Raw genomic sequence first — 16,477 nt, forward strand, 5'->3', positions numbered from 1 at the left:
TTGTCGGTCAGGATCAGCAGGTTGCGCGTGAAGTACGGGCCGTGCGCGCCCGACAGGTTCATGAGCATGTCGTCGTGGCCCGCCACGGGCACGACACGCAGGTCTTTGACGATGGGAGTGGACATCGTGCTCAGTCCGCGCTGATCTTGCGGGTGTCGATCAGCGTCTTCCAGCGCGTCCACTCCTTGGCCTGGAAGGCGGTGAACTCGGCCGGCGTGCTGGCCACGATCTCCAGGCCCTGCTCCAGCATGCGCTGCTTGACGGCCGGATCGTTCATGGCGGCGACGGCGGCCTTGGCCAGCTTGTCCTTCACCGCGGCGGGCAGGCCCTTGGGTGCGGCCAGGCCCTGCCACGAGTAGACCTCTGCACCCTTGACGCCGGCCTCGGCCAGCGTCGGCACATCAGGCAGCACGGGCGAGCGCTTGTCGCCCGTCACCGCGATGGCGTGCAGCTTGCCGGCCTTGATGTGCGGCAGCACGGCGTTGACGTTCTGGAACGAGAAATCCACCTGGCCACCCAGCAGGTCGTTGATGGCCGGCGCGCCGCCCTTGTAGGGCACGTGCAGGCCTTCGGTTCCGCTCTGCTGCCAGAACACCTCGGCCGACAGGTGGTCGGACGAGCCATTGCCCGAACTCGCGAAGCTGACCTTGCCGGGGTTGGCCTTGAGCAGCGCGATGACCTCGGCCAGCGTGCGCTCCTTCTGCTTGGGGCTGGCCACCAGCACGTTGGGCGCCTGCACGGGCACGCTGATGTAGTCGAAATCCTTGTTCGCGTCGTAGGGCACGCTCTTGACGAGGTGCGGCGTGACGACAAAGGCGCCCAGCGAAGAGACCAGCAGCGTGTAGCCGTCCGGCGCCGCGCGCTTGACAAAGCCGGCGCCGATGGTGCCCGTGGCGCCGGGCTTGTTGTCGACGATGAAGCTTTGGCCCAGCGCCGTGCCCATCTGCAGGGCCATGGCGCGCGCCACCATGTCGGTGGAGCCGCCGGCCGGGAAGGGCACGACGATGGTGACGGGCTTCTCGGGCCAGGCGGTTTGGGCGCCAGCTGCGAGCGAGAGCGTGCAGGCCACGGCGACGAGCAACTTTTTCATGGGATTTCTCCTGAAGGACGAAGGAAGAGACGCGTCCATGCCCGCGCACGAACGCTGAGAGTTATCGTTAACAAACGGCGTGTTAACGATATCCAAACTTCCCCAAAGGCAATCTAAGTAATTACCCTCGACAGCAATGAGCCCGGCCGTCCAGGCCGTCGCGGAGGCGACACCGCGCTATCGGTACCGGCGGTTTCAGGTGCTGGCGCGCTCGACGATGGAAAAGCCGATGTCGACCACTGGCGCCGCGGGCGCCTGGCCTTCGGCGCGCGCCACCATCATTTCGGCCGCCAGGCGGCCGATGCGTGTGCCGTCGATGCGCACCGTGGTGAGCGGCGGGGCGGCGTCGGCCGCGAAGCTCTGGTCGCCCATCCCGACGATGGCCAGCTGGCCAGGCACGGCGATGCCGCGCTCGCGCGCCTCGATGGCCGCGCCGAGGGCCAGCATGTCGGAACTGCAGAACACGGCCGTGACGCCGGGCGCGCGCGCCAGCAGCTCGGCCAGCCCGGCGCGGCCGGCGCCCATGGTGCTGGGCGCCGCGGTGAACGCCGTCAGCGAGGTCTGCATGCCCAGCGCCTCGGCGCGTTCGGTGAACGCTGCCACGCGCGTCAGCGCGCGCGGATCGCCCGCGCTGACCATGGCCACATGGCGGTGGCCGCGCGCGTGCAGGTAGTCGACCACCGCCGCGCCGATGGCCGGATGCGAGAAGCCGACCAGCATGTCGATGGGCGTGGGCGTCAGCTCCCAGGTCTCGACCACGGGGATGCCGCTGGCGCGCAGCACGCGCCGCCCTTCTTCGGAACGCACCACGCCGGTGACGACCACGCCGTCGGGCCGGCGCTGCACGATGGCGCGCAGCAGCTCGTCCTCGCGCGTGGCGTCGTAGCCGCTCTGGCCGATCATGAGCTGGTAGCCCCGCTCGTGCAGCGCCAGGTCGAGCGCCTCCACCATCTCCTGGAACACCGGGCCCACCATGGTGGGCAGCAGCGCCGCCACCAGCCGCGCGCGCGCACGGCGCAGGCCGCTGGCCATGGCGTTGGGCACGAAGTTCGTGCGGCGCACGGCCTCGCGCACGCGCTCCAGCGTGTCGGGCGAGACCTTCTGCGGCGTGTTGAGCGCGCGCGAGACGGTCATGGCGGAGACGCCGGCGATGCGGGCGACATCCTGGATCGTGAAGGGCTTGGCGCCTGGGTTCACAGAGCTTGTGTGGGGCGTGGAGAGGCTGGGATTGTGACAAGGCGCCGGCCCCTAGAATCCGCGCCCCGCCCACGCACCCCTCCCATGCCCCAGATCGTCGTCGAAGACCTGCGCAAGACCTACCGCATTGCCGAGCGCGCGCCGGGGCTGGGCGGTGCGCTGCGCGGCCTGTGGCAGCGCCGCCACCGCGAGGTGCAGGCGCTGGCCGGGGTGTCGTTCCAGCTCGAGCGTGGCGAGTTGCTGGGCTTCATCGGCCCCAACGGCGCAGGCAAGTCCACCACCATCAAGGTCCTGGCCGGCATCCTGCAGCCCGACGGTGGCCGCGTCACGGTGGACGGGCGCGAGCCCTCGGCCGACCGGCAACGCCATGTGGGCCGCATCGGCGTGGTGTTCGGCCAGCGCACCCAGCTCTGGTGGGACCTGCCGGTGGGCGAAGGCTTCGACCTCTTGCGCGACATCTACCGCGTGGATGCGCGCCGCTACCGCGCCACGCGCGACGAGCTGGTGGCCGCCCTGCAGCTCGAGCGCGTGCTGGACCAGCCCGTGCGCCAGCTCTCGCTGGGCCAGCGCATGCGCGCCGAGATCGCCGCCGCGCTGCTGCACGCGCCCGACCTGCTGTTCCTGGACGAGCCCACCATCGGCCTGGACGCCCCCTCCAAGCTGGCGGTGCGCGATTTCGTGCGCCGCGCCAACCGCGAGCGCGGCACCACCGTGCTGCTGACCACGCACGACATGCACGACATCGAGGCCCTGGCCGAGCGCGTGATCGTGATCGGCCATGGCCGCGTGCTGGCCGACAGCCCGGTGGCCGCGTTGCGCGCCCAGGTCATGGCCGAGCGCCGCTTGCTGGTGGACTTCGCCGAGACGCCGCCGCCGGCCTTCACGCAGCCCGGCGTGCGCGAGATCGCGCGCGAGGGCCGCATGCTGGTGCTGGGTTTCGATCCGGCCCAGGTGGCTGCGCCGGCCCTGATCGCCCGCATCGCCACCACGCATGCGGTGGAGGACATCCGGCTCGAGGGCCTGGCGATCGAGGAAGTCATCACGCGCTTCTACGCCATGCACGGCGCGGCGGAGGGCTGATGGTCGCCTACCGGGCCATCTTCGTCTCGCGCTTCCTGCAGGTGCTGCAGTACCGCGCGGCCGCGCTCGCGGGCTTCGGCACGCAGTGCTGGTGGGGCGGCATCAAGGTCATGGTGCTGGCGGCCTTCTTCGACCGGGCGGCCAGCGCGGCGCCGGCCATGACGCTGGCCCAGGCCATCACCTACACCTGGGTCGCGCAGGGCTTGCTGGCCCTGCTGCCCTGGAGCGGCGACCCCGAGGTGGCGCTGGCCGTGCGCACCGGCGCCGTGGCCTACGACCGGCTGCGGCCGGTCGATGCCTACGCCTTGTGGTTCGCGCGCAGCGCGGGCTGGATCGCCGCGCGCGTGCTGCCGCGCGTGGCGCTGATGGCCGCCTTCGCGGCCGTGCTGCTGCCGCTGGCCGGATTCGGGGCATGGCGCTGGCAGCCGCCGGCCGGTGCGGCCGCGGGGGCCGCCTTCGCGGCATCGGCGCTGCTGGCGCTGACGCTGTCCACGGCGCTGGTGATGCTGCTCAACATCGCAGCGGCTGCGGCGCTGGATGCGCGCGGCATCAACGCGTTCGCCGTTCCCCTGGTCATCCTGCTGTCGGGCAACCTGCTGCCGCTGGCGCTGTTGCCCGATGGCTGGCAGCGGGCACTGCTGCTGCAGCCGCTGGCCGGTCTCACCGACATCCCGATGCGCCTGTACATGGGGCAGGCCACGGGCGTGCACGCGGCGGCGCTGCTGGCGCTGCAGGGGTTCTGGGCGGCGGTCCTGGTCGGCCTGGGGCGCGTGCTGATGGCGCGCACCATGCGCAGGCTCGAGATCCAGGGCGGCTGACGTGAACCACCTGCGCCTGTTCCTGCGGCTCGTCGCCGCTTCTTTGCGCGGCCAGCTGCGCTACCCGGCCTCGGCGCTCCTGCTCACCGTCTCGCAGTTCCTCGCCACGGGCATCGAGGTGGTGGCGATCTGGGCGCTGTTCGACCGATTCGGCAGCGTGCAGGGCTGGCGCATCGGCGAAGTGGCGCTGTTCTACGCGCTCGTGCACACCATGTTCGCGCTGGCCGATGCGCTGGGCCGCGGCTTCGACGTGCTCGGCACGGAGTTCCTGCGCACCGGCCACTTCGACCGCCTGCTGCTGCGCCCGCGCCCGCTCGCGCTGCAGTTGATGGCGCACGAGGTGCGGCTCTCCCGCCTGGGCCGGCTGCTGCAGGCGCTGGCCGTGCTGGTGTTCGCCAGCCTGGCAGTGCCCATCGCCTGGACACCGGCCACCGTGGCGCTGGCGCTGTTCTGCGTGGCCGGCGGCGTGGCGCTGTTCCTGGGCATCCTGGTGCTGCAGGGCACGCTGGCGTTCTGGACGGTGGAGAGCCTGGAGATCGCCAACGTGTTCACCTACGGCGGCGTCGAGGCCGGGCAGTATCCGATGGCGGTGTACGCGCGGTGGTTTCGCCGGTTGCTGACCTTCGTGGTGCCGCTCGCCTGCGTGGCGTACTACCCCGGGCTGGCGATCCTGGGCCGCGCCGATCCGCTGGGCGCCCCGGGCTGGCTGGGCTGGATCTCGCCGCTGGCCGGCTTCGCCTTTCTTGCGCTGTCGTTCATGGCCTGGCGCGTGGGTGTGCGGCACTACGCCTCCACGGGCAGCTGAAGTCCTGCGTTCGCAACGGGTTTACCCAGGCTGCCTACAGTGCGGCCGCATGCGAAACGCTCTCATCTCCGTCTGGCGCGACTCCCCCAGCCGCTACGGCCGCATCAGCCGCTGGCTGCACTGGGGCATGGCGCTGCTGTTCGCCTGGCAGTTCATCGGCATGGGCCTGCGCCTGGCGCTGGGCCGCACGCCGGCGGTGTCGTTCTTCGTCGGATCGCATTCCAGCGTCGGCCTGCTGCTCATGCTCCTGGTGCTGCTGCGCGGCGCCTGGGGCCTTGCCAACGCGCGCCAGCGCCCGCCGCACGGCAAGGGCTGGCTGGGCCGCGCAGCGGCGGCCGGGCATCGCGCGCTGTACCTGTTGATGGTGGTGGTGCCGCTGCTGGCCCTGGTGCGCGCCTACGGCTCGGGGCGCGCCTTCACGTGGTTCAACACGCTGCCGCTGTGGGGCGCTGGCCCTAAGAACGAAGCGCTGATGGTGCCGGCCAATGCCGCGCACGGGCTGCTGGCCTGGACGCTGCTGGCGCTCGTGGCCGGGCATGTGGCGATGGTCCTGCTGCACCGCTGGTGGTGGCGCGACCAGGTGGCGCAGCGGATGGTGGGGCGGGTGCGCTGAAGGCGGTCCGCAGGCATCTGCGGATGGTCAGCGGAGGGCCGAACCGGCACACTCGGCGCCCTACTCCCACGATGCCATGACCGCCTTCGCCTTCCTCTCCAACACGAGCTTTCTCAAGGTCCCGGCCAACGACAGCGGCCGGCCGTTCGCCATCGCCGGCGTGGCCTGGGACGGCAGCGTCACCAACCGGCCCGGCGCCCGCTTCGGGCCGCGTGCCATCCGCGAGGCCAGCCACATGCTGTGCGACGGCACGCATCCCGTGTTCGACGTCTCGCCGGAGGCCGCGCTCACCGATGTGGGCGATCTGCCGCTGCCCAACACCAGCCTGCAAGGCATGCGCGCCGCGATGATGCCGCTGGTGCGCACGCTGATCGCGCAGCACCACATGGCCTGGCTCGGGGGCGACCACTCCATCACCCTGCCGCTGCTGCGCGCCTACCGCCAGCACTTCGGCCGGCCGCTGGCCGTCGTGCACTTCGACGCCCACTGCGACACCTGGAAGGACCACTTCGGCGAGCCCAGCGGCCACGGCACGTGGGTCTACGAGGCGATCCAGGAGGGCCTGGTGGTCAAGGAATGCTTCGTGCAGTTCGGCATCCGCTCGGCGGGCGAGCGCGCCGCGCGCGACTACGTGCGCGACCAGGGTGGACTGATCCACACCGCGCGCGCCCTGCGCGGCCTGGAGAGCCCCACGCAACTGCAGCCGCTCGTGGCGCAACTGCGCGAGCGGCTGGCCGCGCACGGCCATCCGCCGCTGTACCTGAGCCTGGACATCGACTGCCTGGACCCGGCCTTCGCGCCGGGCACCGGCACGCCCGAGCCCGGCGGCATGAGCACCAACCAGGTGTTCAGCTTGCTGGAAGAGATGGCCGACCTGCCGTTCGTGGGCATGGACTGCGTGGAGGTGTCACCGCCCTACGACCATGCCGACCTGACCAGCTATGCCGCGGCCCAGTTCGTCTGGACCTACCTCAGCGCGCGCGTGGCGCAGCGCGCTCAGAACACCGTCGCGTAGCGCTCGAACTCCCAGGCGCTGACATGGCGCGCATAAGCGGTCCACTCGGCCCACTTGAGGCGCACGAACTCGGCATGCGCTGCAGCGCCCAGCGCATGCGCCAGCACGCTGTCGCGCTCCAGCGCATCGACAGCGGCGCCCAGGCTTTGCGGCAGCACGGCGATGCCCTCGGCGCGGATGCGTTGCAGCGGCCAGTCGAACAGGTCGTCCGGCCGCGCCGGCCCCGGATCCAGGTGCCGGTCGACGCCGTCCAGCCCGGCGGCGATCAGCCCGGCAGCGGCCAGGTAGGGGTTGGCCGCGGCATCGGGCAGGCGCCACTCGAAGCGGCCGCGCAGCGTGCGCACCAGCGCCGTGCGGTTGTTGAAGCCATGGGCCACATAGGCCGGCGCCCAGCTCGTGCCCGAGAGCGATTCGCCGACCACCAGCCGCTTGTACGAGTTGACCGTAGGCGCTGCCAGCGCGCAAAGCGCCGCGCTGCGGCCGAGCACGCCGGCGATGAAGGACTGAGCCAGTTCGGAGAGGTCCGCATGCGCATCGGCGAACAGGTTCTCATCGCCCTTCCACAGCGACACATGGAAGTGCAACCCGCTGCCGGGCTGGTTGGCGAAGGGCTTGGGCATCATCGAGAAGCTGGCGCCGTGGCGTTCGGCCAGGGTGTGCGCCGCCATCTTGAACAGCATGAGCCGGTCGGCCGTGGTCAGCACATCGGCATGGCTGAAGTTGAGCTCGAACTGGCCGTGCGCGTCCTCGTGGTCGATCTGCAGCACCTCCAGGCCGGCGCTGGCCAGTGCCTGGTGCAGTTCGTCGAGAAAGCCGCCCTGGCGTGCCAGCGCCTTGAGGTCGTAGGAAGGCTTGTCGGAGCGGTCCAGCGCATCGATGGGCTGCCACTGTCCGGCCGCACCCTGGCGCAGCAGGAAGAACTCGGGCTCCATGCCGACCTGCAGCGTCCAGCCGCGCGCGGCCAGCCGGTCCACCTGGCGGCGCAGGATCTGGCGCGGGCAGCCCTCGAAGGGCTGGCCGTCGACATGGCCGTCGCAGACCACGCGGGCATAGCCCGGCATCCAGGACAGCGCCTGGGCCGTGGCCGCGTCGCCGCGGCCGTAGTACTCGGAGCGGGCACCGCTGCGCGGCAGGCCGGTGCCGACGATGGACGTGCCGGAGAAGCCCGCACCGCTGCGCAGCAGCGTGTCGAGTTGCGCGAGCGGCACGTACTTGCCGCGCGCCACGCCGAGCAGGTCGGTGAATTGCGCCAGCAGGGTGTGAACGCCCTGCTTGGCCAGGCGTTCGTGCAGCGCCTGGGCGGTGGTCGGATCAGGCATTGATGCGCAGCCAGGTGGTCTTGAGCTCGGTGTACTTGTCGAAGGCGTGCAGCGACTTGTCGCGGCCGTTGCCCGACTGCTTGTAGCCGCCGAACGGCACGGTGATGTCGTCTTCGTCGTACTGGTTCACGTGCACGGTGCCAGCGCGCAGCGCACGTGCGACACGGTGCGCGCGGTCGATGTGGCTGCTCCACACGCTGGCCTGCAGGCCGTACGCCGAATCGTTGGCCAGCGCGATGGCATGGGCCTCGTCGCGGAAACGGATCACGCTGAGCACGGGACCGAAGATCTCTTCACGCGCGATGCGCATGTCGCTGCGCACCTGGTCGAACAGCGTGGGCTCGACGTAGTAGCCGCCACTGTCGGCACGCGCCTGGCGGCCACCGGCCACGCAGCGCGCGCCTTCCTCCCGACCCGATGCGATGTAGCCCATCACCGTGCGCAACTGGCCTTCGTCGACCACGGCGCCCATCACGGTGGTCTCGTCCAGCGGATCGCCCGGTGCGTAGGCCGGCGCGTGCCGCGCCACACGCGCGACGAAGTCGTCGGCGATGGCTTCGTGCACCAACAGGCGCGACGGTGCATTGCACGACTCGCCCTGGTTGAAGTACATGCTGGCGGCCGCGGTCTCGGCGGCGCGGTCGAGGTCGTCGAAATCGGGGAACACGAGGAACGCTGACTTGCCGCCCAGTTCGTTGTAGACGCGCTTGAGGTTGGATTCGCCCGCGTAGGCCAGCATGCGCCGGCCGACGCGCGTGGAGCCGGTGAAGCCGATGGCGTCCACATCGGGGTGCAGCGCCAGCGCTTCGCCGGCCTCGTGGCCGAAGCCCGGCACCACGTTGAAGACGCCGGGCGGCAGCCCGGCTTCCAGCGCGATCTCGGCCATGCGCATGGCCGTGTAGGGCGACTTCTCCGAGGGCTTGAGCACCACGCAGTTGCCCGCTGCCAACGCCGGCCCCAGCTTCCACGCCGCCATGATCATCGGGTAGTTCCAGGGCACGATGGCCCCGACCACGCCCATGGGTTCGCGCGTGATCAGCGCCAGCGCCGAGGGGCCGGTGGGGGCGATCTCGTCGTAGACCTTGTCGATGGCCTCGGCGTACCAGGCGATGCAGCGCGCCGCTGCCGGCACGTCCACGCTGCGGCTGAAGCGGATGGGCTTGCCCATGTCCAGCGTCTCCAGCAGGGCCAGCTCGTCGGTGGCGGCCAGCAGGCCGTCGGCGAACTTCTGCAACACCTTCTTGCGCGCCGCCGGCGGCTGGCGCGACCAGCGGCCATCGTCGAACGCGGCGCGGGCACTTGCCACCGCGCGGTCGACATCGGCCGCCTGGGCCCGCGCCACGGCCCCGAGCAGGCGGCCATCCACGGGTGAACGCTTGTCGAAGGTCCTGCCGTCGGTGCTGTCGCGCCGCAGGCCGTCGATCAGGAGGCGGCCGTCGGGCCGCAGCTGGCCGGCCCGTTCCTGCCAGGAGGTGAGAGACATGGGGAGGCTCCGCGGCAGGTCAGAAGCTCACGACCACGGAGGTGCCGACCAGGTGGTTGGACTTCCTGTAGCCGCCGCTGCTGACGTCCAGGAACACCGGCAGGTTGGCGCGGTCCAGCCGGTATTCGGCCTTCAGCGTGGTGTTGGGGTTGAGCAGGTAGCTCACACCCATCGTGAGCGCGTAGCGGTTGGCGCCCTTGCTCGGGTCGCCGCCAGTGGGGTCGGGGCCGATGCCGTTGCGGTCGTCGAAGGCGGTGTAGCCCAGCAGGCCGCCGCCGTTCTTCTTGTTGTTGATGTAGTCGGCACGCACCGTGCCCTCCAGGCGCGGCGAGAACTTGTAGGCGGCCAGGCCCGACAGGCCCCACCAGCGGGCGTCGCGCAGGGCGCCGGAGTCCGGATCGGGCGTGATCGCGGCCTTGCGCTGCATGCCGACGCTGGCCTGGCCCTGCAGCGTCCAGTCGCCGCGGATGAAGTAGGCGTCGAACTCGAACAGGTGCACGGTCGAGTCGCGTTGCGTGACGGCGTTGCCGTCGGGGTCCAGCACCAGCTCCGTGAGGTTGGGCGCCTTGCCGTGCACGCCCGCAAAGCCGAAACCGGCGTACTCGCCCTTGGCGTAGTCGACGCGGTAGGCCAGCACGGGTGCCTTGTTGCCCGAGCCGCGCCGCGTCGCGTTCATGTTGGCCAGCATCGCCTTGTAGATCCACTTGCCGTCGGTGATTTCGAAGCCGGCACCGGTGTAGGCCGTCGGCAGCGTGAAGTCGAACAGCAGGTTGTGCGTGATGAGCTTGTTCTGCGGCGCCGGCAGGTATTCGTAGCCGGACCAGTCCGGCACCTGGCCGGCGATGAAGCGGGTCGTCGGGCTGCCGAGCGGGATGGAGACCGAGGCTTCGTGGATGATGGACGTGCCGTCGAAGGTGGAGCCGACGCCGCGGTTCGGCGCGAGCGTGAGGCGCCAGCGCGTGCCGCTGTCGGTCTCCTTCGTGAAGTCGATGACGGCTGCACCGAAGTAGGAGTTGTCGTAGTTGTAACCGTCGGCATCCACCCGGTTCAGGAACTGGAAGGTCGAGGTGTCCTGGCGCTTGTTGTAGATGTAGGTCGGGTCCATGTAGCCCTTGATCTGCAGGCCCTTGAGGCCCAATGCGTCCCGGGTGTCCTCCAGCGCCTCGGCCTTGAGCGCGATGCGGTTGAACTCCTGCTGCTGGTCGGGCGTCATGCCTGCCGCCGGCGCCGCAGCGGCCTTGGCCTCGGTGTCCTGCAGGCGCTTCTCGAGCTGGTTGACCTTGTCGCGCAGCGCCCGCAGCTCGTTCAGCAGGTCGGCCGAGCTTTGCGCCGCGGCCGACAGCGGGAACGTGGCGGCCAATGCGGCGGCGATGGCGGTGTACTTCCAGGTTGTCATCTTCTTGCTCCTCGGAGGGATGTGTTGTGGGACACAGGAATGGGATCGAAAGGCGCGCATCACTCTTCACGTCGCGCGGCGGCCATCGCGCGGGTGCGTTCCCGCTCGGCGCGGGCGATGAGGTAGCTGGCGACGATGACGCCGATGGAGACCAGCACGATGATCACGGTGGCCACGGCGTTGACGGTGGGGTTCAGGCCCAGCCGCGCACGCGAGAAGATCACCAGCGGCATCGTGGTCGAGCCCGGGCCCGACAGGAAGGCCGACAGCACCACGTCGTCCAGCGAGATCGTGAAGGTGAGCAGCCAGGCGGACAGCATGGACTGCGTGATCATGGGCAAGGTGACCAGCCGGAACACCTGGGCCGGGCGCGCGCCGAGGTCCATGGCGGCTTCCTCGAGCTGCGGGTTGAGCTCCTGCAGCCGGGCCTGGATGACCACGGTGGCGTAAGCCATACCCAGCAGCACGTGGCCCAGCCAGATCGTGAAGGCGCCGCGCTCGGGAAAGCCCGTCAGGCGCTGCAGCGAGACCAGCATCAGCAGCAGCGACAGACCGACGATGACCTCCGGCATCACCAGCGGCGCGTTGACCATGCCCGAGAACAGCGTGCGGCCGCGGAAGCGCCGGTACTTGGTGAGCGTGAACGCGCCCAGCGTCCCGAGCACGACCGAGCCGCAGGCCGTGAAGAACGCGATCTTCATCGACAGCCACAGGCCGGCGATGATCTCGCGGTCCCGCGCCAGCGCGGCATACCACTTGAAGGTGAAGCCCTCCCACACGCCCGGCACGGGCGAGTCGTTGAAGGAAAACACGACCAGCGCGACGATGGGCAGGAACAGGAAGGCGTAGCCGAGGAACAGCCAGATGCGCGCGGTGGCAAGGGCGGCGCGGGGGCCGAAGAGTGCGCGACGTCCTGAAAAGCCGCTGGCCGCATGGTCAGCGGTGCCAGCGCCTGCCGGCGGGCGGGCGGTGTTCATCGTACAGCCTCCTGGGCTTGTGCCTGGTAGCGGTTGAACAGCGCCAGCGGGATCAGGATCAGCAACACCACGACCACCGCCACGCTGGAGGCCATGGGCCAGTCGTTGTTGCTGAAGAACTCGTCCCACAGCACGCGGCCGATCATCAGGGTCTGCGGTCCGCCCAGCAGCTCGGGGATCACGAACTCGCCCACGCAGGGAATGAACACCAGCATGCTGCCGGCGATGATCCCGGCCTTGGACAGCGGCACCGTCACCTTCCAGAAGGCGACCCAGGGCGACGCCCCCAGGTCGCTGGCGGCCTCCAGCAGGCGCAGGTCCATCTTGGCCAGGTTGCCGTACAGCGGCAGGACCATGAAGGGCAGGTAGGTGTAGACCATGCCCAGGACCAGCGAGAACGGGGTGTTGAGCAGCTTGCCCGGCGTGGCGATCATGCCGCCGGCCGCCAGCACCTGGTCGATGCCCAGTGCCACCAGCACCTCGGCCACCCAGCCATGGTCGCTGAGCAGGCCCTTCCAGGCGTAGACGCGCAGCAGGAACGAGGTCCAGAACGGCAGCATCACGAGCATCAGCAGCAGCGGCTGGGCCGCCGGGCGGGCGCGCGCCATGAAGTAGGCGAACGGGTAGCCGATCGCGAGGCACAGCACCGTGGTGATGCCCGCGTACTTGAGGCTCGCCACGTAGGCACGGAAGTACAGATCGTCCTGCGTGAGGAAGACGTAGTTGCTGAACTTCAGGCTCAGCTGCAGCACGCCCTCCTGCAGCGTCAGCAGGTCCTTGAAGGTCACAGTCTCCATCTCGGAGACACTGATCTTGGCGACGATCAGGAAGGGCAGCAGGAAGAACACCAGCAGCCACAGGTAGGGAATGCCGATGACGGCCGTGCGGCCGCTCCACCATCCCCTGCGGCGCGCGGTAGCGGGAGTCGTGCTCATCGCGTTCTCCTCACTGGGTCAGGACGACCTGGGCCGAATCGGACCAGTGCGCCCAGGCCAGGTCGTCCCAGGTCAACACGTCTTCCGGATGGCGTTCGGCGTTGATCTGGCTGACCTTGATGACCTGGCCGCTGCCCAGCTGCAGGTGGTAGACGGTGTAGCTGCCGAAGTAGGACAGTTCGCGGACCTTGCCCTGCACCTTGTTGTGCTGGCCGGTGGGCTCCTGGCGCGACAGGCGGATCTTCTCGGGCCGCAGCGCCACGCTCACCTCCATGCCCTGGTGGCCGGTGATGCCATGGCCCACGTAGTGCGTCATGTCCTGGCAGCGGATCACCACATGGTCGGGGTGGTCCTCGTCCAGCGTGCCGGCGATCAGGTTGACATTGCCGATGAAGTCGGCGACGAAGCGCGTGGACGGCGTCTCGTAGATCTCGCCCGGCGCGCCGACCTGCAGCAGCCGCCCCTCGCTCATGATGGCGATGCGCGAGGCCATGGTCATGGCCTCCTCCTGGTCGTGGGTGACCATCACGCAGGTCACGCCGACCTCCTCGATGATGTTGACCAGTTCCAGCTGCGTCTCTTCGCGCAGCTTCTTGTCGAGCGCGCCGAGCGGCTCATCCAGCAGCAGCAGGTTGGGCCGCTTGGCCAGGCTGCGCGCCAGCGCCACGCGCTGTTGCTGGCCGCCGGACATCTGGTGCGGCTTGCGCTTGGCGAACTTGCTGAGCTGCACCAGCTTGAGCATCTCTTCCACGCGCTGCGCCACCGAGTCGCTCGACATGCCGTCGCGGCGCAGGCCGAAGGCGATGTTGTCCCAGACGCTGAGGTGGGGAAACAGCGCGTACGACTGGAACATCATGTTGATGGGCCGCTCGTACGGCGGCAGGTTGCTGAGGTCCTTGCCGTCCAGAACGATGCTGCCGGAAGTCGGCAGGTCGAACCCGCCCAGCATGCGCAGCAGCGTGGTCTTGCCGCAGCCGGACGAGCCCAGCAGCGCGAATATCTCGCCCTTCTGGATGTCCAGGCTGACGTGGTTGACGGCCTTCACGCCGCCGAAATCCTTCACCACGTCGCGGATTTGCAGGTACGCGTGCCCCTGGCTCTTCACCATATTCCCCTCCCCCTCGCGGTTGGCAGGACCTTCAGGTCACATGCCGGTCTTGAACGATGTGAACAGGCGCGTGACCGTGCGGCGCAGGTCGTTGCTCAGGGCGTCGGGCGCCACCATCTTCTTCATGTCCTCGTCGGTCGGGAAGATGGTCGGGTTGTTGACCACTTCGGGCTTGATGAACTTGCGCGATTCCTTGTTCGGGTTCGCGTAGAACACCTTGTTGGACAGCCCAGCGTGCACCTCGGGGCGCAGGATGTAGTTGATGAACTTCAGCGCGTTGTCGGGATGCGGCGCATCGGCCGGGATCACCATGACGTCGAAGAACAGCACACCGCCGGTCTTGGGGATCAGCGCCTCGATCTTCTGGCCGGTCTTGCCATCCAGTGCGCGCTGGCGTGCGATGTTGATGTCGCCCGACCAGCCCAGCGCCAGGCAGATCGAGCCGTTGGCCATGTCGTTGATGTAGCCCGAGGAACTGAACAGCGTGACATACGGGCGGACCGTCTTGAGCAGAGGGCCGACGGCGCTGTAATCGGCCTGGTTGCGGCTGTACGCGGGCTTGCCCAGGTAGTGCAGGGCGGCCGGCACGATCTCGGTGGCCGAGTCCAGGAAGCTCACGCCGCAGGACTTCAGCTTGGAGATGTACTCGGGCTTGAACACGAGGTCCCAGACGTTGTCGGGCATGGGTGTGCTGCCCAGTGCGGCCTTGACCTTGTCGACGTTGATGCCCACGGTGGTGTAGCCCCACAGCCAGTTCACCTGGTACTGGTTGCCCGGATCGAGCTTGGCCAGTTGCTCCTGCAGCACCGGGTCGAGGTTCTTGAGGTTGGGCAGCTTGGACTTGTCGAGTTTCTGCAGCAGGCCGCCATCGGCCTGCAGCTTGGCCCAGTACGAGGACGGCACCACGATGTCGTAGCCGGTCTTGCCCGCCACCAGCTTGGCATGGACGATCTCGTTGTTGTCGAAATTGTCGTAACGCACCTTGATGCCGGTCTCCTTCTCGAAGTTGGCAATGGTGTCTTCAGCGATGTAGTCGGACCAGTTGTAGATGTTGAGCACCTTTTCCTCCTGCGCAAGCGCGGCCTGGGGGGCCAGCGCTGCGCAGGCCAGGGCAAGCCCGGCAAAGGCACCGGCTAGGCGGTGCGGGCGGCGACGGAACGACATCAGCTTCATGTTGAAACCTCCGGAGGGGGAGCAAGCGACAAGGGGAAAGGAGAAGTTCAAAGCCAGCCGTTGCGCTGCGCGTCGGCCAGGGTCAGGTCCAGCGCGCGGCGGATCAGCGCCATCATTTCGTCGAGCTGGGCCCGGGTCATCACCAGCGGGGGCGCGATGATCATGCGGTCACCGACGGCGCGCATGACCAGGCCGTTGCCGAAACAATGGCCGCGGCAGACCATGCCGAGTTCGAGCGCCTCGGGGAAGGGCTCGCCGCTGTCCTTGTCCTTGACGAGCAGCACGGCGCCCATCAAGCCGCAGGTCTGCACCTCGCCCACCAGCGGGTGGTCCTTGAGCGCTTCGAAACGTTCGGCCAGGTAGGGGCCGGTGTCGTCGCGCACGCGTTCGACCAGGCGCTCGCGCTGGATCAGCCGGATGTTGGCCAGGGCCACGGCGCAGGCCACCGGATGGCCGGAATAGGTGTAGCCGTGGTTGAACTCGCCGCCGCGCTCGATCAGCACGTTGGCCACGCGGTCGCCCACCATCACGCCACCCAGCGGGATGTAGCCGGAGGTGACCCCCTTGGCGAAGGTCATGAGGTCGGGCCGCGTGCCGAAGCGCTCGCAGCCGAACCACTGGCCGGTGCGGCCGAAGCCGCAGATGACCTCGTCGGACACCAGCAGGACGCCGTACTTGTCGCAGATGCGCTGGATCTCGGGCCAGTAGGTTTCCGGCGGCACGATCACGCCACCGGCACCTTGCACGGGCTCGCCGATGAAGGCCGCGACCTTGTCGGCACCGACCTCGAGGATCTTGGCCTCGAGCCAGCCTGCTGCCACGCGGCCGAATTCGTCGCGCGACATGCTGCGGCCGAGCGCGTGCCAGTAGGGCTGCTCCATGTGGACGATGCCCGGAATCGGCAGGCCGCCCTGGGCGTGCATGCCACCCATGCCGCCCAGCGAAGCGCCGGCCATGGTGGAGCCGTGGTAGGCGTTCTTGCGGCTGATGATCACGTCGCGCTGGGGCTGGCCCAGCAGGTCCCAGTAGCGGCGCACCATGCGCACCACGGTGTCGTTGCCCTCGGAGCCCGAGCCCGAGAAGAACACGTGCTTGAACTGCGGCGGCGTCACCTCGGCCAGCAGCTCGGCCAGCTCGATGGCGGGCGGCGTGGCGGTCTGGAAGAAGGCGTTGTAGAAGGGCAGTTCCTGCAGCTGGCGCGTGGCGGCGTCGACAAGCTCATGACGGCCATAGCCGACGTTGACGCACCACAGGCCCGACATGGCGTCGAGGATCTTGTGGCGCTCGCTGTCGTGCAGGTAGATGCCATCGGCCCTGGTGATGATGCGCGAGCCCTTGCGCGCCAGGCTCTGGAAGTCGGTGAACGGATGCAGGAAGTGGGCGGCATCGGCGCGTTGCCATTCCTCGGTGCTGCGGGTGCGGGTGGTCGTGTTCATGGAAGTCGATGGAGTGCGTTGGATGGAGTGCG

Annotated in this window: 15 protein-coding genes; 5 read left to right on the plus strand and 10 right to left on the minus strand. The window is 69.0% G+C overall.

Annotation, left to right across the window (positions count from 1 at the left end):
* Positions 1-130: 130 nt before the first annotated feature.
* Together DES41_RS34700 and DES41_RS34705 are read right to left on the minus strand one after the other, a co-directional pair.
* Entirely contained in the window at positions 131-1,090 is a 960-nt protein-coding gene (locus DES41_RS34700) for a Bug family tripartite tricarboxylate transporter substrate binding protein (RefSeq protein ID WP_114472231.1), read from the minus strand.
* 195 nt (positions 1,091-1,285) lie between these two features.
* On the minus strand, positions 1,286-2,287 hold the full coding sequence (locus DES41_RS34705; protein WP_245966022.1) for a LacI family DNA-binding transcriptional regulator: 1,002 nt from the start codon (positions 2,285-2,287) through the stop codon (positions 1,286-1,288).
* A gap of 84 nt (positions 2,288-2,371) precedes the next feature.
* Between DES41_RS34705 and DES41_RS34710 the strand changes: the two genes are divergently transcribed.
* The 5 genes from DES41_RS34710 (at position 2,372) to speB (ending at position 6,618) form a co-directional block, all read left to right on the plus strand.
* A complete protein-coding gene (locus DES41_RS34710) occupies positions 2,372-3,367 on the plus strand; it encodes an ABC transporter ATP-binding protein (RefSeq protein WP_114472233.1) in 996 nt (331 codons plus the stop codon).
* Positions 3,367-4,185 carry an ABC transporter permease gene (locus DES41_RS34715; RefSeq protein WP_114472234.1) on the plus strand — a complete coding sequence of 273 codons (819 nt, stop codon included), beginning with the start codon at positions 3,367-3,369 and terminating at the stop codon, positions 4,183-4,185. Before DES41_RS34710 ends, DES41_RS34715 begins: the two co-directional genes overlap by 1 nt.
* A gap of 1 nt (position 4,186) precedes the next feature.
* Positions 4,187-4,990, plus strand: a complete 804-nt coding sequence (locus DES41_RS34720; protein WP_114472235.1) for an ABC transporter permease — start codon at positions 4,187-4,189, stop codon at positions 4,988-4,990.
* 49 nt (positions 4,991-5,039) lie between these two features.
* Complete coding sequence (locus DES41_RS34725) at positions 5,040-5,603, plus strand: cytochrome b (RefSeq protein ID WP_114472237.1); 564 nt, start codon at positions 5,040-5,042, stop codon at positions 5,601-5,603.
* A 76-nt stretch (positions 5,604-5,679) separates the two neighbouring features.
* Entirely contained in the window at positions 5,680-6,618 is a 939-nt protein-coding gene (speB, locus tag DES41_RS34730) for an agmatinase (protein WP_114472238.1), read from the plus strand.
* On the opposite strand, the gene glnT is transcribed toward speB, so the two are convergent.
* From glnT to DES41_RS34770, 8 genes are read right to left on the minus strand one after another with little or no spacing between them, the layout of a single operon-like run.
* Positions 6,600-7,937: a type III glutamate--ammonia ligase gene (gene glnT, locus DES41_RS34735; protein WP_114472240.1), complete on the minus strand. Its 1,338-nt coding sequence runs from the start codon at positions 7,935-7,937 to the stop codon at positions 6,600-6,602. The genes speB and glnT overlap by 19 nt on opposite strands.
* Positions 7,930-9,420, minus strand: a complete 1,491-nt coding sequence (locus DES41_RS34740; RefSeq protein WP_114472241.1) for an aldehyde dehydrogenase — start codon at positions 9,418-9,420, stop codon at positions 7,930-7,932. Before DES41_RS34740 ends, glnT begins: the two co-directional genes overlap by 8 nt.
* Before the next feature lie 19 nt (positions 9,421-9,439).
* Positions 9,440-10,816 (minus strand): DUF3138 family protein, encoded by a 1,377-nt coding sequence (locus DES41_RS34745; protein ID WP_114472243.1) that lies wholly within the window; start codon positions 10,814-10,816, stop codon positions 9,440-9,442.
* A gap of 59 nt (positions 10,817-10,875) precedes the next feature.
* Positions 10,876-11,793, minus strand: a complete 918-nt coding sequence (locus DES41_RS34750; protein ID WP_114472244.1) for an ABC transporter permease — start codon at positions 11,791-11,793, stop codon at positions 10,876-10,878.
* Positions 11,790-12,728 (minus strand): ABC transporter permease, encoded by a 939-nt coding sequence (locus DES41_RS34755; protein ID WP_114472246.1) that lies wholly within the window; start codon positions 12,726-12,728, stop codon positions 11,790-11,792. The genes DES41_RS34750 and DES41_RS34755 overlap by 4 nt, the downstream gene beginning before the upstream one ends.
* Before the next feature lie 10 nt (positions 12,729-12,738).
* Positions 12,739-13,836: an ABC transporter ATP-binding protein gene (locus DES41_RS34760; RefSeq protein ID WP_114472248.1), complete on the minus strand. Its 1,098-nt coding sequence runs from the start codon at positions 13,834-13,836 to the stop codon at positions 12,739-12,741.
* A 36-nt stretch (positions 13,837-13,872) separates the two neighbouring features.
* On the minus strand, positions 13,873-15,009 hold the full coding sequence (locus DES41_RS34765; RefSeq protein ID WP_114472250.1) for a polyamine ABC transporter substrate-binding protein: 1,137 nt from the start codon (positions 15,007-15,009) through the stop codon (positions 13,873-13,875).
* Between the two features lie 47 nt (positions 15,010-15,056).
* A complete protein-coding gene (locus DES41_RS34770; protein ID WP_114472251.1) occupies positions 15,057-16,445 on the minus strand; it encodes an aspartate aminotransferase family protein in 1,389 nt (462 codons plus the stop codon).
* Positions 16,446-16,477 lie beyond the last annotated feature (32 nt).

It is taken from the genome of Pseudorhodoferax soli (genome assembly GCF_003337555.1).
Lineage (GTDB): Bacteria > Pseudomonadota > Gammaproteobacteria > Burkholderiales > Burkholderiaceae_C > Pseudorhodoferax > Pseudorhodoferax soli.